The sequence below is a fragment of the Psychromonas hadalis ATCC BAA-638 genome, assembly GCF_000420245.1.
Taxonomy (GTDB): domain Bacteria; phylum Pseudomonadota; class Gammaproteobacteria; order Enterobacterales; family Psychromonadaceae; genus Psychromonas; species Psychromonas hadalis.
Genome location: NZ_ATUO01000059.1, coordinates 1 through 21,694, shown reverse-complemented (window position 1 = coordinate 21,694; position 21,694 = coordinate 1). Strand labels below are relative to the sequence as shown.

23 protein-coding genes and 1 pseudogene are annotated in these 21,694 nt (G+C 37.9%); 8 read left to right on the top strand and 16 right to left on the bottom strand.

Annotated elements, in window-relative coordinates; all coding sequences use genetic code 11:
• Positions 1–143: 143 nt before the first annotated feature.
• The 3 genes from G322_RS22230 to G322_RS0109105 form a co-directional block, all read right to left on the bottom strand.
• The gene (locus G322_RS22230; protein WP_022941490.1) at positions 144–815 is read right to left on the bottom strand and encodes a hypothetical protein; all 672 of its coding nucleotides are present in this window, start codon (positions 813–815) and stop codon (positions 144–146) included.
• Positions 816–902: 87 nt separating this feature from the next.
• Entirely contained in the window at positions 903–1,499 is a 597-nt protein-coding gene (locus G322_RS0109110; protein WP_022941489.1) for an HD domain-containing protein, read from the bottom strand.
• Between the two features lie 34 nt (positions 1,500–1,533).
• Positions 1,534–2,343 carry a Cof-type HAD-IIB family hydrolase gene (locus G322_RS0109105; RefSeq protein WP_022941488.1) on the bottom strand — a complete coding sequence of 270 codons (810 nt, stop codon included), beginning with the start codon at positions 2,341–2,343 and terminating at the stop codon, positions 1,534–1,536.
• Positions 2,344–2,737: 394 nt separating this feature from the next.
• Here G322_RS0109105 and cspE point away from each other — a divergent pair, with 394 nt between their 5' ends.
• Both cspE and G322_RS0109090 read left to right on the top strand, forming a co-directional pair.
• The gene (gene cspE, locus G322_RS0109100) at positions 2,738–2,950 is read left to right on the top strand and encodes a transcription antiterminator/RNA stability regulator CspE (protein ID WP_028866542.1); all 213 of its coding nucleotides are present in this window, start codon (positions 2,738–2,740) and stop codon (positions 2,948–2,950) included.
• Between the two features lie 532 nt (positions 2,951–3,482).
• On the top strand, positions 3,483–4,124 hold the full coding sequence (locus G322_RS0109090; protein WP_028866541.1) for a hypothetical protein: 642 nt from the start codon (positions 3,483–3,485) through the stop codon (positions 4,122–4,124).
• A gap of 35 nt (positions 4,125–4,159) precedes the next feature.
• Here G322_RS0109090 and G322_RS0109085 read toward each other — a convergent pair whose 3' ends face one another.
• The gene (locus tag G322_RS0109085) at positions 4,160–5,479 is read right to left on the bottom strand and encodes an Hsp70 family protein (RefSeq protein ID WP_022941485.1); all 1,320 of its coding nucleotides are present in this window, start codon (positions 5,477–5,479) and stop codon (positions 4,160–4,162) included.
• A 106-nt stretch (positions 5,480–5,585) separates the two neighbouring features.
• Positions 5,586–5,906, bottom strand: a complete 321-nt coding sequence (locus G322_RS0109080; protein ID WP_022941484.1) for a hypothetical protein — start codon at positions 5,904–5,906, stop codon at positions 5,586–5,588.
• A 229-nt stretch (positions 5,907–6,135) separates the two neighbouring features.
• On the opposite strand from G322_RS0109080, the gene G322_RS20340 reads away from it, so the two are divergent.
• The 3 genes from G322_RS20340 to G322_RS20335 all read left to right on the top strand — a co-directional run bounded on the left by G322_RS20340 (position 6,136) and on the right by G322_RS20335 (position 8,469).
• Entirely contained in the window at positions 6,136–6,984 is an 849-nt protein-coding gene (locus G322_RS20340) for a DUF3014 domain-containing protein (protein ID WP_022941483.1), read from the top strand.
• A gap of 121 nt (positions 6,985–7,105) precedes the next feature.
• Positions 7,106–8,209: a phosphoribosylaminoimidazolesuccinocarboxamide synthase gene (locus G322_RS0109070; protein ID WP_022941482.1), complete on the top strand. Its 1,104-nt coding sequence runs from the start codon at positions 7,106–7,108 to the stop codon at positions 8,207–8,209.
• 80 nt (positions 8,210–8,289) lie between these two features.
• Positions 8,290–8,469 (top strand): DUF2897 family protein, encoded by a 180-nt coding sequence (locus tag G322_RS20335; protein WP_022941481.1) that lies wholly within the window; start codon positions 8,290–8,292, stop codon positions 8,467–8,469.
• A gap of 30 nt (positions 8,470–8,499) precedes the next feature.
• On the opposite strand, the gene bamC is transcribed toward G322_RS20335, so the two are convergent.
• Both bamC and dapA read right to left on the bottom strand, forming a co-directional pair.
• Positions 8,500–9,639, bottom strand: coding sequence for an outer membrane protein assembly factor BamC (gene bamC, locus G322_RS0109060; RefSeq protein ID WP_022941480.1), 1,140 nt, complete (start codon positions 9,637–9,639; stop codon positions 8,500–8,502).
• Complete coding sequence (gene dapA / locus G322_RS0109055) at positions 9,636–10,517, bottom strand: 4-hydroxy-tetrahydrodipicolinate synthase (protein ID WP_022941479.1); 882 nt, start codon at positions 10,515–10,517, stop codon at positions 9,636–9,638. Before dapA ends, bamC begins: the two co-directional genes overlap by 4 nt.
• Before the next feature lie 186 nt (positions 10,518–10,703).
• On the opposite strand from dapA, the gene G322_RS0109050 reads away from it, so the two are divergent.
• On the top strand, positions 10,704–11,555 hold the full coding sequence (locus tag G322_RS0109050; protein WP_022941478.1) for a tetratricopeptide repeat protein: 852 nt from the start codon (positions 10,704–10,706) through the stop codon (positions 11,553–11,555).
• A gap of 71 nt (positions 11,556–11,626) precedes the next feature.
• Here the strand turns inward: G322_RS0109050 and G322_RS20330 are convergent, their stop codons facing one another.
• From G322_RS20330 to ubiT, 8 genes are all read right to left on the bottom strand, one after another.
• Entirely contained in the window at positions 11,627–12,886 is a 1,260-nt protein-coding gene (locus G322_RS20330; RefSeq protein WP_169337471.1) for an ABC transporter substrate-binding protein, read from the bottom strand.
• A gap of 4 nt (positions 12,887–12,890) precedes the next feature.
• Positions 12,891–14,324, bottom strand: a complete 1,434-nt coding sequence (locus G322_RS0109040; protein ID WP_033422086.1) for an ATP-binding protein — start codon at positions 14,322–14,324, stop codon at positions 12,891–12,893.
• Positions 14,317–15,006 (bottom strand): response regulator transcription factor, encoded by a 690-nt coding sequence (locus tag G322_RS0109035; protein ID WP_022941475.1) that lies wholly within the window; start codon positions 15,004–15,006, stop codon positions 14,317–14,319. The genes G322_RS0109040 and G322_RS0109035 overlap by 8 nt, the downstream gene beginning before the upstream one ends.
• Positions 15,007–15,080: 74 nt before the next feature.
• On the bottom strand, positions 15,081–16,607 hold the full coding sequence (locus G322_RS0109030) for a PTS transporter subunit EIIC (protein WP_022941474.1): 1,527 nt from the start codon (positions 16,605–16,607) through the stop codon (positions 15,081–15,083).
• Between the two features lie 529 nt (positions 16,608–17,136).
• Positions 17,137–17,463 carry a hypothetical protein gene (locus G322_RS20325; protein ID WP_022941471.1) on the bottom strand — a complete coding sequence of 109 codons (327 nt, stop codon included), beginning with the start codon at positions 17,461–17,463 and terminating at the stop codon, positions 17,137–17,139.
• 114 nt (positions 17,464–17,577) lie between these two features.
• Positions 17,578–18,177 (bottom strand): glutathione S-transferase family protein, encoded by a 600-nt coding sequence (locus G322_RS0109010; protein ID WP_022941470.1) that lies wholly within the window; start codon positions 18,175–18,177, stop codon positions 17,578–17,580.
• A complete protein-coding gene (locus G322_RS0109005; protein ID WP_022941469.1) occupies positions 18,177–18,515 on the bottom strand; it encodes a DUF1294 domain-containing protein in 339 nt (112 codons plus the stop codon). The genes G322_RS0109010 and G322_RS0109005 overlap by 1 nt, the downstream gene beginning before the upstream one ends.
• A gap of 216 nt (positions 18,516–18,731) precedes the next feature.
• On the bottom strand, positions 18,732–19,253 hold the full coding sequence (gene ubiT, locus G322_RS0109000; RefSeq protein WP_022941468.1) for a ubiquinone anaerobic biosynthesis accessory factor UbiT: 522 nt from the start codon (positions 19,251–19,253) through the stop codon (positions 18,732–18,734).
• 125 nt (positions 19,254–19,378) lie between these two features.
• Between ubiT and ubiU the strand changes: the two genes are divergently transcribed.
• Both ubiU and G322_RS0108990 read left to right on the top strand, forming a co-directional pair.
• On the top strand, positions 19,379–20,374 hold the full coding sequence (ubiU, locus tag G322_RS0108995; protein WP_022941467.1) for a ubiquinone anaerobic biosynthesis protein UbiU: 996 nt from the start codon (positions 19,379–19,381) through the stop codon (positions 20,372–20,374).
• A 22-nt stretch (positions 20,375–20,396) separates the two neighbouring features.
• Positions 20,397–21,275, top strand: a complete 879-nt coding sequence (locus tag G322_RS0108990; protein ID WP_022941466.1) for a U32 family peptidase — start codon at positions 20,397–20,399, stop codon at positions 21,273–21,275.
• A gap of 133 nt (positions 21,276–21,408) precedes the next feature.
• Here the strand turns inward: G322_RS0108990 and G322_RS20320 are convergent.
• Positions 21,409–21,694, bottom strand: a pseudogene (locus tag G322_RS20320) (IS1634 family transposase); the annotation flags it as partial.

Below are 21,694 nucleotides of genomic sequence, written 5' to 3'. Positions count from 1 at the left end.
GGTGTCATAGAGAAAAGTGCTTTTGTGATTAGATTAAGCTTACTTACAAATAATTTAGTCTTCATTGCGAGTACCTTCAATCAGTTAAGTCTTATTTATAAGTATAGACAACAATTAGCTACAACAGAGCCGCCACTTTATACTTAACGTCCTGAAAATGCCAAGTAACGGTTAGTTGCTTTAGAGCTACTGGGACTGAAATTTAACTGGCTAGCTACGGACAGGATACTGCTAATATCTTTTAATGATTTTATATCTTGTTTATCCCATTGTAATGCTTCATCACTCTCTAAATAACGGTTAAGCTCTAGTACAGTTAGTTTGATTTCATACACTGTGGTATTGCCTGTCATCTCCCCTAAGTCTTTAATGATATTTTTAGCTTTATTTAAAATAGCAATCAGTGAATCTTCGCTGTCATTTTCAGCAACTTTATTTTTAAAATTATCAATAAAATTTATTATCTTAACGGTACTGTCTCCAAGTTCAGTGGTATTTCCACTGCTTGATGTGCCGAGTTTTTCTGCTTGTTCGCTTGTTAAAAAACCATCACTTTGTAGTCGCTGAATGTAGTTAGGAATATCTTGCAAGGATAAACCACCACCAGAGAAAAATTCTGAGGCAATGCTTTGTATTTTAAGCGCACGATTAGACAAATTGACCGAGTCACCATTGCCTAACTTATTATCAGTGTTAGGCACTGGGCTACTGGCATCACTCACCTCTTTCGTTGTTTGTGTTTGCTGCGTACTTTTGCTGTTGTTAACACTTGTTGCCAGCGTATTTTGTAGCGACGAGGCGATGGACGATGTCATCTGTTTATTCCTTGTTATTTATTTGTCACTATATAACAAGCAATTAGTACGCCATATTGATACAAAAGACGTTTATCAGCAGATCATTTACTCACTATCAATCAACCAACCATTGTTAACCGCCAAATCGACTTGTGCACAGGTGTATTCCCACAATTTAGGTGCGCTCTCTTGCAAGTAACTGTTACGTGCTAAAATCTGTTGCTTCTTAACGGAATGTTTAACCCAACTGCCTCCGTGATTGGCCATATTTTGAAACAACGGCAATATTCTATCCATCGCTTTTGCAAATTGTGCATCGACACTTTTTGCCTGTTCAAATTCAATCCAAAGCGTTTTCATCTGTTCACCCTGCTGATGAGGTAACAAACCAAATAGTCGCTCTGCAGCTGCAAGCTCTTTTAATGCTTGCTCTTGGTGATGCTGTTGCGGTGCAAAAGCAAAAAGATCGCCTGCATCAATCTCAATAATATCGTGAATTAATAACATTAGTGTGACACGGTTAATATCAATATTGTGTGCGGCATACTGTTGTAATACCTGTGCGACTAACGCGATATGCCAACTGTGCTCCGCACTATTTTCTTGACGATCATTGTCATTTTTTACTGTGGTTTGCCGGTAAATTGCTTTTAATTGGTCAATCTGCATTAAAAAATCAAGTTGTTGCTGTAGCGCTTTCATATTTATCCTCTTTTTGTACCAAACGGGTGATCATTTATGACGCTAACGCTTTCTCTTCTATCGCAAAAGCAACACCATCATCTTGATTACTTTTAGTGATGTAGTTTGCTAATGCTTTGGTCGCCGGATCTGCATTTTCCATTGCAACAGCAAGTCCTGCGAATTCCAACATCGCGTGGTCGTTTTCAGCATCACCGATGCACATCACTTCATCTGCACTGATATTAAGGAGCCGACTTAGCTTTTCGATAGCAACCCCTTTGTTACTGGTTGGGTGTAATAACTCTAAGAAAAAGGGCGCGCTTTGTACGACGGTATATTGCTCTTTTAAATGTGATGGAAGGTTTTTTATGGCGGGTGTTAACACTTTTTCGTCAGCCACCATCATCACTTTGATAATATCTTCATTATCATCAAGCTCAGTAAAATCAACCTCTGTTGCGATGATGCCATTTAACCTTGCTTCGATATCTGTCCAATGGTTGTGTTGATGTGTAATTAACCCCTGCTTTACAGAAAAGGCATGAATATGAACGCCAAGTTGCAGTGATATTTCAAAAATAGCTTTTGCGTCACTGCCTTTTAAACTGGTTTTATGTATCACTTCCCCACCGCCAACACGTTGTACTAATGAGCCGTTATAGGAGACAACAAAATCATCTTTACTTGTTAAACCAAGATGTTCAAGGTGGGGCTGTAAACCTTGCAGTGGACGGCCAGAGGCCAGTACGATTTTGATCCCTGCATTTTTGGCGGCCTGAATCGTTTGGTAGTTACGTTCAGAGATACATTTTTCGTTATTTAACAACGTACCATCCATGTCCAGCGCGATCAGTTTTATCATAATTTATAACCTATTAAAGATGCAGTATTGCAATGTCATTTATTAAGGTATTAGTTTATAGGGTTTTCTCTTTTGCGATAGTATTTAGATCAAAGCAATTTAGATAAAAACAGGTTAAAAATAATAGATACTTATTCATTGCACAGCGTACTTTTTTTATTTAATTTTATGTAAATAAAATTAGGTGTTATTCATTATTTAAGTTATTATCTACTCGCTCTAAAAATAAGAGTTATTAATGAAATTGTAAAGTCCAAGTTATTATCTCAGTTACTCCCGCGTAATCGTAGTTGTCCGTAGTGTATCCCTTAGCTTCATCGTAACATTCAATAATTCAGTTCTTAGCACATCGCATTTGCGGTAATTTTTTATGAATTTATATAAGGGACACATCATGTCTAATTCAACTACTGGTACAGTAAAATGGTTTAACGAAGCAAAAGGTTTCGGTTTTCTAGCACAAGATAACGGCGGCGAAGATGTATTTTGTCATTTCCGTGCAATCGCTTCTGAAGGTTTCAAAACCTTAGCTGAAGGCCAAAAAGTTTCTTTTGAAGTTGAGCAAGGCGAAAAAGGTCTTCAAGCTGCAAACGTAGTTGCAATTTAATTTGTAACTAATAAAGGTGCTATAACGTCAACGTTACAGCGCCTTTAATTCACCGAATCACTACAACTTAACCATTACTCGCTACAAATATTTACCCAATAACACCCACTTCTGTTTGTGTCATGTCGTTTTATATTTCTTTGTTAGCCAATAATTTTAAAATTGTACTGTTTTATTTTTAAATATCCCCAGAAGGACACCTGCTATGGCGCGTACTACGGGTAGAAAACGTTTTTGGTTTCAACAAAACCGTGAACTAGAATCGACAACAAAAAACATTCAACAATCACAACAATTAACTAAGTAATAAATAAATACTGGCTATGTTATTTTTGAGGAGCCTCTATCCTCTTAAAATAACCGAGCGAGAGCCATTTACGACGACACCTTCCCTCTTTTATAAAAACATCCTCTATCAGTCTGTCATCTTTTAAACTCAAACAATTTACGGCGCGCTTCTTATTTTTCTGATTGTTGTTAATATACAGCACTTATCAAACTGCTTGGCTTACATTCTTAAAAGGTAAATATTGTGGACGCTTTTACTTCCAATCAAACTGAACATTCAGCATTAAGATCTCATCCTTGGACGACCATGGAAAACGATCAGTCCAATATTTATATTGATTTCAAGAAAAATCCAAAACGAATACGTGACTCACTTGAAGATCTACAGCCTTTTAAAAAATGGCCGTTTACGGACACTTTTTATTCGCTGATTGAATGGATAAACAGTCCGATATCATTACTAGAAAGTAATGATTGCACTTTTAATGCAGTGGAAGAAAATAGTGATGATCAATATCCTTATGCAAAAAAATGCACCGCTCGATTGATGATTTTGTTTCGAGATATTCCTGAGAACTGTCAGTCCCGAAGCTGTGACTGGTTAATGCAAAGTATACTGCAATCTGTTGCAAGCACTAAACTTGCTTTTCGCGGGGGGGCTATTGGTTTGTCACAAAATCCGACCTGTTATCTCGAACTTGGTGATAGCCCCGATACGGGAGGCATTGGACAACAAGTGGTGTTGACTTTCTTTGCCTATGGAAAAAATGAACGCCGCTGTTATGAAAGCATGCAACAAGTACTTTGGCATGCGCACAGTTGTTTAAAAAAAGTAAACAAGAAGATACAAAATGGTGCGTTAGATGCACTTTATGATGAATTTTAGACGCATTAGACTTTCAATTTCCGCCTGAAATTAATTTAGTTGCAACAATATAACCGTTTCGCTTTTAACAATGCACCAAAAACGACTGAGCTAAAGGCATCAGCAACGGTTATTTTCACCACGGGGTAACGCGTTTTAAGTGCTTGTTGTACTAGTGGTGACAGGCCCATTCCCCCAGTTAAGTAGATGATTTCTGGCTGTTGCTTGGCTTCATCAACGGCATCATCAATCATGATAAACATTTTTTCTAGCCAATTTGTCATGGTCTGTGCGACTTGCTCACGTTCAAGCATCACATCTAATGATTTTTCTATAAAAGTTAATGTTAAATTTACATGCGATTGATCACTTAACTCAATTTTTGCAAGCTCAATCGCATGCATTAACTGATGTGTTAAACGCTGTTTTTGTACTCGTTGCAAACGTATTAAGGGCAGAGGATCATCACTTGCAACGATGTAGTCACTGATTGCTTTCGCGCGTTTTTCAGTATAAAAATCAGCCATCTCAGGCATATTATCAATCGAATAAACACCAGAGAGCAGCCTGTTAGGGATTGCACGACCATCTGCTGTGCGCCCGCCTCGACCAAACAATGGAGAAATAATGCCACTGGCTAAATGTTTATCACTGACAATTCCTCCTTGGCGTATCCCTTTTGTGGCGTAAATGTCGCCATCACGATCAAGATTATTGGCTTTATTTTCACTTAATAAACAAAAAGTAACATCGGAAGTACCACCGCCTAAATCCACCACCATCGCTTTTGTTGGTTGTTTAATTTGTTGCTCAAAATGATAAGCCGCTGCCAGTGGCTCATGGATAAATTGCACCTGTGTAAAACCCGCTTTAGTGGCTGCCCGTAACATGAGAGCTTCAGCTTGTTGATTGCCAAGTTCCCCCATCGTAGAGTGATAGTTTACAGGGCGCGCAATCACGACTTTATTAATGGTGCATTTTAACTGTTTTTCAGCACACAGTTTCAGGTAGGAAAGAAAACGAACCACCAATGTTTCAAAGTTATCTAGCAAACGTTTGGGAATTTTAGCACCTAGAAAGTTTTTGGGACTATTCACATAGCGCCCTTCATGTGGTGTTAATAAAAAGGCGTTAAATCCTTGTTCACCAAATAATATATCACCCGCATTTAACATATCGTTTAAGGTTTGTTCATTTGCTTTGCCACTTTGGCTCACTGCACCCGACTCATTATTGGCTAAATAGATTGCTGATCGAATCTTAAAGGGAGTATCACTATTCTCATCCACCACAATCAGTGTTGGTTTATTATCAACCCAAGCTGCCACAGCACAATTGCTTGTACCAAAATCAATACCAATAAAATCAGCGCGCATTATATTTCCAGAGACTTAAAAAGAGGGGCGCGATTCTACCCTAATAATGAGATACTGAGCAATGTTTTTGATTGCTTAATTGTTTGAAAGAACGATTTAAAAAGAGTTATTTAAAATAATCGTTCATAAATTCAACGACGCAATTTACGCTTAATGTGTCTAATTGTAACTGTGATGAAGTGCTGATATCTCCCTCTTTATTACCAAAAGCGATATCAACCAGTTTAGGTTTTTCATCATGCAGTAAAAATACTATTTTCTTATTAAGTGGAATACAATCTACACTGATTGCATCGGCATTCATTCCCTGTTTACGGAGGCTTTTATCCATAATGCCAATAACGGTATCGTGTGTTTTATTTTTTTCGTAAAATAGATCATTCGCTTGTGCAACTATTTCAGATAGTGCTTTTAGTTGTTGTCTCATTATTTTCTTAACATGATGATGGGTAAAGGGATTATCCATCAATTTAATGATAACTGATATAACCCGTGAGAATTGAGTGTCTATTTTAGATGGATATTTTAGCTCTTTGTATTGACGTCTAGGTTTCTTCCATAAAAACAAAGGATGAGATAACATATTTAAACGCAGTAACTGCTTTTAAGTATTTAATTTTGTACAATATTTACAATGAATATTTAGGAACATTCTCATGGCAGAAGAAAATATTAACAATAAAAAAAATTCAAAAGTGATCATTATTATCTTGGGTGTGTTACTTGTTGTGGGGGGTGTTGCACCCTATCTTTCCTCCTATTTTTTCTCTGAGCCACTGTCTTTTCAAGATGAGTTAAGGGGAGAGTCTGAAATACAACCTGAGATAACAGTCAATATTAGTGAAAAAAAGAGAGTTAACACCACGATTAGCATAAAAAAAGAACCTAACGTCATCACCCGCGTATCCGAAACGGAAAAAAATAGTGAGCCACTGCCTACACTTCATGAATCTGATCCCTTTTTATTAAATAAAATAACACAACCACAACAGAAAGCATTGTTTGTCTCTACTGATATCATTAGAAACATGGTGGTATTTATCGATAATTTTTCACGAGGGGAGTTACTGCTTAATTTTAGTCCAGTCATAAAACCTGATGGTCAATTTAAGGTGACAAAACAAAAAAACAGTCTTTATATTAACACTGATAGTTACCAACGTTACGAACGCTATGCAAATGCGCTAGATGCCATTGATATTGATGCTTTTATTGATCTTTATGTACTTTTAACGCCACTTTTAGAGCAAGCGTACCAAGAGATAGGTTACCCAACGGGACATTTTTCTGGCACTTTTGAGAAAGCGATTGAACATCTTCTTGAAACACCGATTATTTATTACAAGTTAGAAGTTATCTCACCCTCTGTGATGTATCAATATACCGACGAAACTTTAGAAGCACTGCCCGATACACAAAAATTAATGTTAAGAATGGGACCCAACAATTTACACGTTATTAAAATAAAGCTACAAGCGATCCTCGATGAGTTACAGCGCTTATAGCGGCTTTTGTTACGTTTAATATTGACATGATAAGTCATCATTTATCTGTTAAACTGCGCGCTCAAATTTTTATTTGCAGTATTTACTGTCTTTGATGACAAAAAAGAAACAAGGAATTTTTATGAGTCTTGCCAACAAAGTATTAGCCGTTAATAACGATCTCCCTATTCGCACCGACAAACCTGTACACAGTGGTAAAGTTCGCTCTGTTTATTGGTTAACAGATGCTGACAGTAAACGTTTAATTGAAGAAAAAGGCTATGATGTTGCGACCGATGCGCCTCTTGCAATTATGGTGATCAGCGATCGTATCTCTGCATTTGATTGTATTTGGCATGGCGAAGGTGGTATGAATGGTGTTCCGGGTAAAGGTGCTGCACTTAATGCTATCTCAAATCACTGGTTTAAACTTTTCAAAGAGCAAGGCTTAGCAGAGAGTCACATTCTTGATATCCCACATCCTTTGGTTTGGATCGTACAAAAAGCAAAACCTGTGATGATTGAAGCCATTGCGCGTCAATATATTACTGGTTCAATGTGGCGTTCATATGAGAAAGGTGAACGTGAATTCTGTGGTATCAATATTGCTGAAGGTTTATCTAATAATCAAAAACTACCCGCGCTATTGATCACGCCATCAACCAAAGGTATTTTAGAAGGTATTCCCGGCGTACCCGCAGTCGATGATGTCAATATCACGCGTAAAAATATTGAAGATAACTTTAGCGCATTTAACTTTGCCAATGCTTCTGATATTAATTTCTATGAGAAATTATTAAAAGAGGGTTTTGATGTAATAAGTAGTGAGCTTGCTAAGATCGATCAAGTTTTTGTTGATACTAAATTTGAATTTGGTTATGTCACTGATAAAGCGGGCAATGAAAAATTAATCTACATGGATGAAGTCGGTACGCCTGATTCATCGCGCATCTGGGATGGTGCCGCATTGCGTGAGGGAAAAATTGTTGAAAATTCAAAAGAAGATTTTCGCCAACTGCTTTTAAAGCATTTCCCAGATCCTGATATTTTATTAAATAAAGATCGTATGGTTGAGCGTTTAGCGTTAGCAAAAGATAACGCGTTGCCTGAAACGGTATTGATGAAAATTTCTGAAACCTACATCGGTATTGCAGAAAAAATTATTGGTAAGAAAATTGTACTGAGTGAAAATCCTAAAGAAGAAATTATTGACGTTCTACGTGACCAATATGGTTTAGTAGACTAACGTTAAAATTAATAATTAAAAAATTAAAAGCAGAATTAAGTTTCTGCTTTCTTTTATCTAAAATATAAAAGGAGAATGATGTGAATGGTTGGGGTGTTTTTTTAATTATCGCATTGGTACTTGGGATCATTATTAGCAACTTAATGTTGTTAAAGCAAAGTGCAAAAATAAAAATTCCGGAACGTATTTTAAAAGAGATTGCAGAAAAAAAACAGGCGGAGAAATTAAAACAAGAAAACAAAAAACCAACAGGTGATTAAGCCGTTGGTTTTATTTTTGTCTAACTTAAGTTAAAACTCTTTGGTTTGTTTATCTTTTTCTAATAAAACACCACGCACTTGTTCGGTGATGCTCAGATAAATTTCTGTTATTTTTTGATCAGGCAATGGTTTTTTATCTTCATCTAGCCAAGCAATAGACGTTGTTCCTCCTGTCACTTCACCGAGTTGAATAAAGTATTCTCCGTTATCAAGTTCAAAATGATTTAAGTTATTCTCTGTCCAGTAACTATCGTCGGGTTGGCTGTAATCCAGTAAGAAGTAACCTAAATTTTTATCCTCTTCAACGATGGTAAAATTAAGTAGAGTAAACAGTGCGGGTAACTTACGCCATGTATCTAAGAATTCGTTATCTACAATCCATGTGCTTTGATGGTTATCATCAAAGCCTAATTTGATTGCAAGTGGCTGTGTATCTGCCTGTTTAAGCTGATCCGATTCTTTGATATGATATGCGTAGGCCAGTAAGTCATTCACAAAACGAAGCTCGATATCTTGTTTTCTACTACCCACTAAGTTTATTTTTAATTTTTTACCATCACTGCTCTCTTGATAAGTGAGTGCATCAACCGTCAGTGCAACACTGTGCCCCTCTTGCTGTTTTTCAATAGTAAATAGATAAGAGGACTCTTTTATAATGGTATTTTCATTGAAGTAACTACCAAAAACTCTTTTTTCTGAAAAGATGCCCGTTTCTAATTGCTGCAGTGATTTATCTTTCTTAGCAATATCAACATTGTTCTCTGCTAAATAGGACTCAAGTAGTTCCCATACTTTAGCTTGCATATCCTCTTGTTGATTAAATGCATTGAACCAAATTTTAGTACTACCATCTTCGGTTTTTTCTAATATTAGCCCATCAAGGACAGCCATCAGTTGCGTTGGAGGGCGAACATCAACATTTCCGGCAGCGAAACCAACCATTTTCTGCTCATCGGTTAAGGTGGGAATAACGTAAGTATTTCGTGCTTCATCATTACTTAATTTACCCGTTTGGTACGGTTCAATCAGTGTTGCATCTTGATAATCAAATGAGCCATTTGCTTGCATGCGTGTATCAAAGCGGATACACCCAGAGAGTGATAACGCAACAATAACCGCAGCTATGCTACGGCTATTGTTAAATGGGCGGTGTATAAAGGTTAATTTCATGAAAGTAACTTTGCTTTTGTTAAGGCATCACGGACAATACTATGTTGTGCTTGCGCTAAAATAGTTAACGGTAAACGGCAATCAGCAGAAGGAATTAAGCCTAGCTCTACACATGCCCATTTTACAGGGATTGGGTTTGATTCAACAAATAAATTTTGATGAACTGGCATCAGTTGTTGATGAATCTCTTGTGCCTGCTCCGTCTTACCAGCAAGGGCAAACTCACACATTTTACTCATCTGCACAGGCGCTATATTGGTGGTTACTGAGATAACACCATCTCCACCTTGTAACATGAAATCACAACCGGTCTCATCATCACCACTAAATAGTAGGAAATCATCTGCGACTAGTGCTTTGATTTCGTGGAGGCGATTGAGATCGCCCGTTGCTTCTTTAATACCAATAATATTTTTTATTTTAGCGAGGCGCGCAACCGTTTCAGGCAACATATCAACAGCGGTGCGCCCAGGCACGTTATAGAGAATTTGGGCAAGATCAGAAGATTCAGCAATTTTTTTAAAGTGTTGGTATAAACCCTCTTGTGTGGGTTTATTGTAATAAGGGGTCACGTTTAACCCTGCTACAATGCCACTGTTAGCAAATAGTTTACTAAAGATAATCGCTTCTGCCGTTGAGTTAGCACCATTGCCTGCGATGACATCAATACGGCCATCAGCAAATTCAACTGTTTTCATGACCACTTTAACGTGATCATCAACATTAAGTGTTGCAGATTCCCCCGTTGTTCCGACGGCAACAATCGCGCTAGTGCCAGATTTTATATGAAATTCTACTAGCGCTTTAAGCGCATGAAAATCAATTTCGCCAGTTTTATCCATTGGGGTCACGAGTGCGACAATACTACCTGTTAACATATGAAAATCTCCTCATTATAATGCCTTAATGTTACTTTTGCGCGCCCCTAAAAACAAGTAATAAAGCGCATAGATTGAGCTTGTAACGATAAAAATTGCACTTAAATTGTATTTTGTTGCTTGTGTTCAACGAATAAGAAGATAATCTAACAACAATTGAACTTTTTTATATCTATTGAGGTCTGCATGTCAGTTAATAATCATGATGTTAGTATTTCTACTTTTCCACAAATCATCTTAGAAGGCTCAAAAGAGAAACCCGTTTTAGTGGTTTTTTGGTCACAACAGTGCCCCGTCTGTAGTGAATTATTGCCACTGATTGATAAAATTCATGCAGAGGACGAACAGGCGTTTGTTGTTGCGCGTATCGACTGCGATGTAGAGCAACAAATTGTCAGCCATTTTGGTGTACAAAGTATACCCAGTGTCTTTATGTTTATCGATGGGCAAGGTGCAGATGATTTTGTGGGTGAACAAACTGAGCAATTTATTCGTGACTTTATTAACAAGCATACCCCCGATCAGTCACAACTATTATTACAACAAGGACAAACACTTTTTGCTCAAGGTGACGTTGAGCAAGCTAAAACTACCCTACTGCAAGCAAACGAACTTTCGCCTAAAGAGAGTGAGATTAAACTGGCACTCGCACAAGTCTATTTAGCGTTGGGGGAATTTGAAAGTGCAACACCTCTATTAGAAACAATTCCGATGGCGGATCAAAATATGATCTATCACAGCTTGATGTCACAGTTAGAATTAGCGAAACAGTCATCACAAACACCCGAGATCATTGCCCTTGAAAAACAGCTTGAAGATGCAACAGATAAAACCGCTATCGAGTATCAACTCGCGATTCAATATAACCAAGCGAATCGAAACAGTGAGGCACTGGCATTACTGTACAATATTTTGTTAACCGATTTAGGCTATGAAAATGGTGAAACTAAAAAAACACTGTTAGATATTTTAGCCACCATTGATGATGCAAGTTTAGTCAGTGAATATCGCCGTAAACTGTATAGTTTGCTCTATTAATCAGAGCTATTTCCCTCCCTACATGTTTAAAATCATTGCCATGAACACTTCATGTGGGGATAATATTTGCATTAGCGAATAGAGCTCCCCGATGCAATGGCAGTAAAATTATCAATAAAAATTTGATTGCTAATATTGGGGTTATTAAAAAAAGTATAAATTTGATTAATGAGCATCTTTTGTATAACTGGGTTAACCGCCATTGAGTCCGTCATTGAGGGTAATAATGTGGCGTTTTGTTTGGCCATTGTATAATCTTTTTCTGCTTGTAATGTACAACGATTAAAATCACTCATATCTACATCTATACGTGCAGGTAACGCCCCTTTTGCTTTACTAAAATCATGTTGTAACTGGCTACTGGATAATTGTCGGAGTACTTTTTGGGCTGCCATATTTTGACGTTGATTGTTGCTGTTTTTAAAATGTACAATATTGTCCATATTATAGATGAAAGTGCCCTCTGTACCTGGCGCGTTGCTGCAATTAATATATGAGAGCGCATCATCATCAATGGCAATAATCTCCCCCAAAACCCAATCACCCGAAAGTTGCATAGCGGCTTGATGATGCAAAAGCGTTAGCGTGGCATTTTCCCAGCTTTGTTTGCTGATGGTGGGTTTAATTAGTAAAGAAATTTCACGGAATTTGTTTAAAATAAAGTGCATTTTTTCAGCCTTGATCGCCTGTTTATCAAGTTCTACAAACGCTTTTTTATAATAAGTACTGCTGGTTAACCCTAATGCGATATTCTCAAATAAAATAGCAATCTGCCACGGCTGATTACCAATCGCTAACGGTTTAATATTTTGTGCGTTAAATACTTTAATGACAGCGATAAACTGATCAACACTTTTGGGAATTATTTGCTGCTGTTGTCTAAAAATCTGATTATTTGTCCATAACCAGTTAATACGATGAATAGCCAAAGGCAGTGCAATATATTGCCCTTGATAGCGGGAAACTTGCAACGCTAATGGTCGCATCAACAACTCCCAGTTCTCCTGTTTGGCCGTATTGTCTAATGGTTGTAATAATCCAAATTTTGCCCAAGTGGTAATTTCAGTGCCCGAAAGTTGCGCAAGTGTGGGTAACGTGCCCGCTAAACCACGCGTTTGTAACACTTTAGACGCGGATAATCCCCCTTCTCCTACAATAGCATTCACTTGCCAATAGTGCTGTTGAATCTGCTTATTTTCCTGTTGAATAATTTTTTCAATTGTTTGTAGCGCTTTCAATTCGCCTTTACTTGACCACCAATGTAATAACTCCTGTGTTTGTGCCACACCATTAAAGGAGAGAAAATAGAGAGTGAGTGGTAAATAACGCAACAGTTTAATCACGATATAAAATAAGGCTGACTGTCAAACCCGTTCCCGAACGATTAATTAAGCTAATATCACCACGATGAATACGTGCGATATTACGCGCAATGGTTAATCCTAATCCAGTACCAGCAAGTTGAGCGCGTTCATCACAACGAAAATAGGGTTCAAAAACTTTCTCTAAAAGCTTTGCAGGAATACCAGGGCCATCATCCTTAAAGGTGATCCATAGAGCTTGCTCACTGTCTTCAATGGTAATAGTAAGTTGCTGTGCATATTTCATTGCATTATTGATGATATTCTGCAAACAACGTTGTATTGCAACAGGTTTGGCAATAAATAGATGTTGTTGCTGACCAGTGAGTTGTATACGAGAACGGTCAAAAACCTCACTACAACAATGGATTAAATCAACAAAATCAACAGGAGACATATCTTCATGAATATCGGTATTCTTAATACAATGCAAGGCACCTTTGAGCATAAATGCCATATCATTTAATAGTTTCTGGAACTTCTCTCGGGTACGCTTATCTTCTAACATCTCGCTGCGTAGCTTCAAACAAGCAAGTGGGGTTTGCAGGTCATGTGAAATTGCACTAAACAGGACATCTCGCTCTAAAGTGAAAGTGATGATACGCTGATTCATTTTGTTAAATGCTTTAATGGCGGTTCTGACCTCTTGGCTACCTTGCTCTTTCAAAGGAGAAACTTTTATTTTCCCATCCATCTGCAGAGCAGCATTCGCTAAATTTGCGATCGGTTTAATTTCTCGGCGCACAATAAACCAGGTTAAAAACAGAATAACCAAGGCTGAAATTGCCATAAAAAACAGTTGAGTAGAGGTGATGAATTGGCTATTAATCAACACATAAGGCTCAGGTAAAATAGCAGCAAGATAAAACCATTCATCTTCTGATAATGGTACCTGAATCACAATAATAGGGGGGTTAAGCTCTTTATATAACAAACTAGAGCTACGCCATTTAACGGGCAACTGATCAAAATTTATTTCGGCATCAAAGACCACTAAATCTCGGCGTTTGCTGATATCGATAAACAGAGGTACTTCAGGCAGTTTGGCGGACAGTGACTTATAAAGCTCATTCAACACCAAGCGTTTACCTGCAGAGGGCTCAATAGTTTGTAGCGGTAATTGGTGATTATTGAGGGAAACAAAAAAACGGCTACCGCCCATATTACGCAGTTGGTTAAGTGCCAGCACGCGATACTCTAAAGGAAGATCACTAAAGTAGGAGATAGTGGTATAAGCACTTAACGCAAGGCTGTTCACTACACTCACTAAACCTTGTTGCTGTTTTTTCTCATTTTGCTGATACCAGATAAAACCTGCAATAAACTCTGCACTTAATATAACCACCAGCAAAAATAGGCTGGTGCGAGTAGCTAGTGATTGGGGGCGAAAACGGTTTAAGTTAATCATTATCTGCAAATACATAACCTTCATTACGCACAGTTACAATCATCTTATGTTGTTTATCATTAAAATGACTACGTAATCTTGAAATCTGCACATCAATGCCACGCTCTAAAGGCTCTATATCACGCCCCCAGATCTTTTGTGCAATCTCATCTCGGCTTAACACAATATTACGGTTATTGAGAAATAACGATAGCAGTGAATAATCTGATCCTGATAACTTGATTGTTACCTGTTGGGGAGAGATTAACAGCCGTGATACGGTATCTAAACACCAACCCGAAAAGGGTATATGGTGCACGAGATGCGACTTCCCTTGCATCTTTACGCGCCGAAAAATAGCTTTAATACGTGCTAATAACTCGCGTGGGCTAAAGTCTTTGGTTACATAATCATCTGCGCCAATCTCTAATCCAGTGACTCTATCCACTTCATCACTGGCGGCAGTAAGCATGATAATGGGGATCTCTGAACGCTGGCGAATATGAGCGCATAAAGTAAAACCATCATCGCCAGGTAGATTAACATCGAGAATAATTAAATCATGCTCAGTTTTCTGTAATATCTGTTTCATCTGTTCGCCATCAAAAGCGATGCTGATAATAAAACCCGATTGACTTAAATATTCGCCTAAGGCATCGGTTAACTCTTCACTATCATCAACAATTAATATTTTTTTATTCATAATACGCCTCAATAATTAGCCAGTATATCCCTATATGAATAACAAATACTGGCTAACCTTCAGATAGTCAAAAATTAATGATTATTAATTCTATCTGCCACAAACTGTGCTTTAGCACCATAAACAATTTGTACGCCATGTGAGCCAACATGGATAACACCCATTGCACCAATATCTTGCAACCCTTTATCATTGATCAGTGAGACATCTTTAACCTCTAAACGTAAGCGCGTAATACATGAGGTGACCGAGGTTAAATTATCTCTGCCACCGACAAAATCAAGTGTCAATTTAGTGAGTTGCTCATCACTTAACGTGATCTCCTCTTGTAACTCATCGGTACGCCCTGGTGTTTGTACGTTAAATTTACGGATAACAAAACGAAACGTAAAGTAATACATAATAGCCATTGGCACACCCACGATCACAGCAGCAAAAGGCTTTGTATCAAAACCACTTGATGCAGGCATAATACCTAACGTAATGTAATCAATGAACCCTGCTGAAAATGATTTTGCTAAATGCGCATCCAAAAGATACATAAACATATAAGCAAACCCCGTACAAAGCGCATTAAAGAGATACAGTAAAGGCGAGACAAAAATAAAGGTAAATTCGACCGGCTCTGTAATACCTGTTAAAAAACAAGTTAATGCGGCTGAAAAAAGAATACCTGCAGCAAACTTTTTATTTTTTGTTTTTGCTTCGTGATACATCGCTAAACATGCGGCAGGTAATGCAAATAACATCAATGGAAATTCACCCTGCATAAACTTGCCTGCACCTTGATAACTTTCAGAACTAAAATCCTTCACACCATCAGCTAACATTTTAAACCAGATGGTTTGGTCACCATTAATGAGTTCGCCTGCTGCGGTTGTATGCTCACCAAAGCTAAACCAAAAAGTGGGATACCAAATATGGTGTAATCCTAATGGGATTAGGGCGCGCTCGGTAAAACCAAAAACAAACGTGGATAATGCTTGATTACTGCCATTGACAATTTCCGACATACCATCAATACCACCTTGTACATAAATCCAGATACTTGGCAGAATTAATCCTAATAAAAAAGCACTAAAAGCGGTCACAATAGGCACAAAACGTTTACCAGAAAAGAAACCTAAAAAAGCAGGCAACTGAATAGTATGGAAGCGATTGTACATATTAGCAGCAAGCACACCTGCAATCAGGCCACCAAACACCCCCATTTGTAAACTAGGAATACCTAATACTAATGCATAAGCCCCGCCAGCTAATGCCATCTCTTGTGTAACCCCTGCATGTACACCGATGGTCATGTTCATTACTAACATCGCAATCACCGCAGCCAGTGCGGCAATGCCCGACTCTTTGGTTAACCCTACGGCAGCACCAACAGCAAATAACAGAGGCAGATTACTAAAAATAACATCTCCCGCACCAACCATCAGAGGAATATCAAGTTTGTCACCAAATGCGAGTAATAAACCTGCTGCGGGCAAAATGGAGATAGGTAGCATTAATGCACGACCTACGGTTGATAATGTGCTAACACCACGCGTGAAAAACGACCAGATAGAGGTCGGCTTTTCAGGAGGCATAGTTGTTTCAATTGTCATGGTATCTTCCTTATATTTAGACAGAATGGGTTTAATAGCAAATACATTAAGTTTGTGGCTTTGTATTGTGCAAGAAAAATTAACCAACTCACTGCGTGATCTGCAACCTTTTAAGAAGTAACTTCTTTCTTCCTTTCTTCCTTTATTGGGAGATTTTAAATAAAGACTTTAATTCCTTAATGGTTACGACTTTCATAAATTTAACCGCCAGAGATGGTTGATTTTAACCAGCAACACTAAACAATTATTTAATGTAATCGCTATAAATAACACTTGCCTAAAAGAAGATACGTGATTGGGAAAAAATTGAAGTTTTAGTTTATTAACCGTTTGTAACGGTTTACTTACATATACGATGTTTACTCATCATGAGGAGACTAAGCGACTGAGGAAAAAAGAGAGTTAAAGCTCTACATTGGCTTTCTCTACAATTGTTTTAATAATGCTTTCACGCCAATGTCAGGGCTACTTAATATAAGCACCCTTTTCTCTTTGATCAAATCAACCGCACCAGCCATTGAAGCTTGTGCTAATACGATACAATCGTAATGTTGCTGTTTTTCTTGTTTTGTCTCTGTTGCGAACTCAACATTAATGCTTTTGTGGGTGTTAATGTACTTTCAAGTGCTGCTAATACTAATATTTTACGGGCAGATTTAACCGCTAAATCTGCCCTCGCCCGATCAATACGAATAACATGCTTACCATTATCCAGCAATATGTTTTCAGCAATTCCACCTAAGATTGAGCAGGTACATACGACAAGCTTACTCTGCTTAGATTGAATTTTAAACAAGGCATTAACTTTCGTTTGTACACTCTCTGTTAAGCCCTTGTTTACCGCCTCTTCAAGCAATGCGCTACTAACAATATGTTTTACTTTTAAACTTGGTTTATGTTTTTTAATTAACTTATCAAATGTTTTCTGATGTACCTCAGCAGTATGAAAAAGTGATATCTGTTTGCACGGTTAGTCCTGCATCGAAATATAAAGTGGCATCGATTTAATACGTTTTAACCAAGCTAGAATAGCGGGATATTGGCTTAAATCAAATCCCCCTTGATGTGCAACATGGGTATAACCATAAAGTGAAATATCGGCAATAGTGAGTCTATCTCCCACTAAATAGTCTGTTTTACTGAGCTGTTTTTCCATGACACTTAATGCTTTATGACCACCAGTTTGCAGGCCTTTATACTCATCTGCTCTCTCTTGTGGTAAACCAAGGTAAAGATTGATATAGCGCGCCACAGCAATAAAAGGCTCATGGCTGTATTGCTCAAAAAATTGCCACTGTAATACTTTTGCGCGTTGCAGAGTATCGGCGGGTAATAACTGACTGTCTTGTGCTAAATAATTTAATATTGCATTGGACTCTGCGAGATAATCACCACTATCAAGTGCTAAAAGTGGAATTTTACCATTACTATTTTTCGCTAAAAAATCTGCGCTTTGTGTTTCACCTTTTAAAATATCAACATGGATCCATTGATGCCTTATCTCTAATAAGGCACATAACAGCGCAATTTTATAACAATTACCTGACTTAATATCCGCGTATATTTTCATTATTTTCCTTTATAAAGAAAGAGTGCGAGTGCAGAAACATTGACCAATAATGTAAAACTAAAGACCACTAAAAAAGATTTTTCAATCGATTTATGGCGCAAAAATTGTTGTGCGATCAATGCGCCCCACCAGCCACCCAAGAGTGACAGAAGGTGTAACTGCGTCTCTTTAATTCGCCAGTGCCCTTTACGTGCTGCTATTTTATCCAGGTAATAAATATAAAAAGTGAGTAGATTGATAGCACCATAAAAGTAACTCAGTGTAATAGGGAGTTGATGATTGAGCGTAAACTGCAAGCCGATTAAAAATGAAAGAATAATCAGTGTTATTCTAACCATTAAACGTATTTTTCATCGGTGTTGATCCCATTATTTTGTTACATTTCATTCACAATCTAACGGTAAAATCTTGAATATTCAACCACTTTGATTAAACAATACTTTCGCCAATTTTTATTTAAGCTTAAAATGGAATTTTATACCAATAAAAATAAAATGCTTACAGGCAAAAAAATCAGCCAAAATGGGGTGGTTTTCATTTTGGCGAAAGTATTGTTAAATGGTTGCTGTTATAAGTGGCGCTTTCATACCTTGTTGTACAAAAGTAGAAAAACGTTGAATCGCTTGTTTGAGTAGTTCAGGTTGGTTATCAAAGTCGATATTATCAAGAAGATTTTTCACTTCTAACCCCAACTCTGTATCACCTTGAATCGACAAACGGCGTTGAAAAAACAGTGTATCAGGATCTTCTTTACGCCCTGCAATTAAGATAAGTTCATTTACCTCACCTGAGAAGCTCACATCGACTTGCTCGCTTGATGCTGCAATGACTAATTTATCTTCGCTAAAACTTAAAAACCAAGTGAGTTTAAGATCCGTCACTTCCACCTTGAGCCATTTATCGGTTAAAAATTCAAGATCCCCCTCCTCAATCGCTTCTTTAAAAAGTCTCGCTAATAGCTCACCTAATAATTTTTTCTGAATAAAAAAAGGCAGTAAAGTACTTGGTAGAGAAAGCATGTGAGGGGCATTTTTCACCAGTTGATGGTGTAAGTTATTTAATAGAGGTTTGAACATGATGATTCTCTTGGTTAAAAATAGCAGTATATGCCCTAAAGAATCACTCAACCCTGCCCTACATCAATAAATGTTTTGTCGAAGTTTTTACAATTGTGCCTCTTTGAAAAGCAGTTGGAACAGTTATGGAACTTCTTTGCCCAGCAGGTAGCTTACCTGCATTAAAAACAGCCATCGATTGTGGCGCAGATGCCGTTTATATCGGCCTAAAAGATGATACTAATGCGCGTCATTTTGCAGGGCTTAACTTTAATGATAAAAAACTCGTTAAAGGCGCACAATATGTACATGATCATAATAAACATCTGCATGTCGCTATTAATACCTTTGCACACCCGGGGGGCGAAAAACGTTGGAAAAATGCGGTAGATAAATGTGTTGATTTGGGTGCAAATGCCGCCATTATTGCTGATATCGCGACTCTTGATTATGCAGCCAATAAATATCCTGATCTTGAATTACATTTAAGTGTACAAGCCTCAGCGACCAATACCGCTGCTATTGATTTTTACCAACAGAATTTTAATGTTAAACGCGTCGTGCTTCCGCGTGTTTTATCGATTCAACAGGTAAAACAGCTCTCCCGTAATACCGATATGCCTTTGGAAGTCTTTGCTTTTGGTAGTTTGTGCATTATGGCAGAGGGACGCTGTTATCTTTCCTCCTATTTTACGGGTGAATCTCCCAATACGGTTGGTGCATGCTCGCCTGCCAAATATGTACGCTGGCGTGAAACAGATAAAGGGCTTGAGTCACGCCTCAATGATATTTTAATCGACCGTTATCAAGCTGATGAAAAAGCGGGTTACCCCACGCTGTGTAAAGGTAAGTTTAATGTTGATAACAACCTTTATCATGCTCTTGAAGAGCCAACCAGTTTAAATACCTTATCGATGTTGCCTGAATTGGTGAAAGCGAATATTTGCTCGGTAAAAATAGAGGGGCGTCAGCGTAGCCCAGCCTATGTTGAGCAGATAACAAAAGTATGGCGGGCAGCCATTGATAGCTACAAAGCCAACCCCGACCAATATCAAGTCAAAGATGAATGGGATAGTGTGTTAGCGAATGTTTCAGAGGGCAGTCAAACGACGCTAGGCGCATATCATCGAAAATGGCAATAGGCGAACAAAAATAGGAAGTCACATGAAATTATCATTAGGGCCACTTTTATACTATTGGCCAAAACAGAATGTTGAAGACTTTTATCAACAAGCATTAAACAGTGAAGCGGATGTTATCTACTTAGGTGAGACGGTATGCAGTAAACGTCGCGAGCTTAAAACCCGCGATTGGATAAGTTTAGCAAAAGAGTTAAACAACCAAGGCAAAGAGATTGTTCTTTCAAGCATGGCACTGCTTGAAGCACCTTCTGAAGTAAAAGTATTAAAACAGCTTTGTGAAAACGGAGAGTTAAGTGTTGAAGCCAATGATGTGGGGGCAATTCAACTGCTCAGTGAGCTAAAAGTACCTTTTGTCTGTGGGCCTGCAATTAACTGTTATAACGCATCGGTTTTAAAGATATTTGTTAATAAAGGGATGCAACGCTGGGTGATGCCTGTTGAACTTTCCCGTGACTGGTTAGCAAAAATAGTCTCTGACTGTGAAGATTCAGGGTTTCGCTCACAATTTGAGATTGAAGTGTTTGCACATGGTTTTATGCCACTGGCTTACTCGGCACGTTGCTTTACTGCGCGCTCAGAAAATAAAGCGAAAGATGATTGTGAACTTTGTTGTATTAAATACCCACAAGGTCGTCCGACTACCACGCAGGAAGATCAGCAAGTATTTATTTTGAATGGTATTCAAACACAATCGGGTTACTGTTATAACTTGATTAACGACTTGCCCTCAATGCAAGGTTTAGTGAACGTAGTGCGACTCAGTCCATCAGATACTCAAGCGTTCACCATTCTAAAACAGTACCGTGATGCGTTAAGTGTCGGCATCGATCCGGTAAAATTAGCAACTAAAGAGTGTAATGGTTTCTGGCATCAAATTGCAGGATTGCAAACACAGGGTTAATTATGCTCATAAAAAAAGCCTCAAATGATTAATAATTTGAGGCTTTTTTGTTTTCTTAATGCAAGTGACTAATTGCTATCATAATAGCAAATGAATTAATGCACTTAAAATTTACCAGACATTGATCAGAGCCCTAGCTGACTTTTTCTATTTTATACAAATATTCAGCATGCCCACCGATAAGATGAATGATTTTTCTCCTTAACTCATCCAAACTATCGATGTACACTCGGTTATTAACATCGTTATTCGATTGGTAAATTAGGTTGATTTCTTCAAAACATTGAAATACCCAACGCAATGTTGGTGTTTCAGTCGCCTGATTTATTTGATTCGGAATACTGGCCTTTACCTTTTTCATCGTTGCACGCATTCTTCGCTGAGCAATTGAATAAACAAGCAACGATAGTGTCATGATC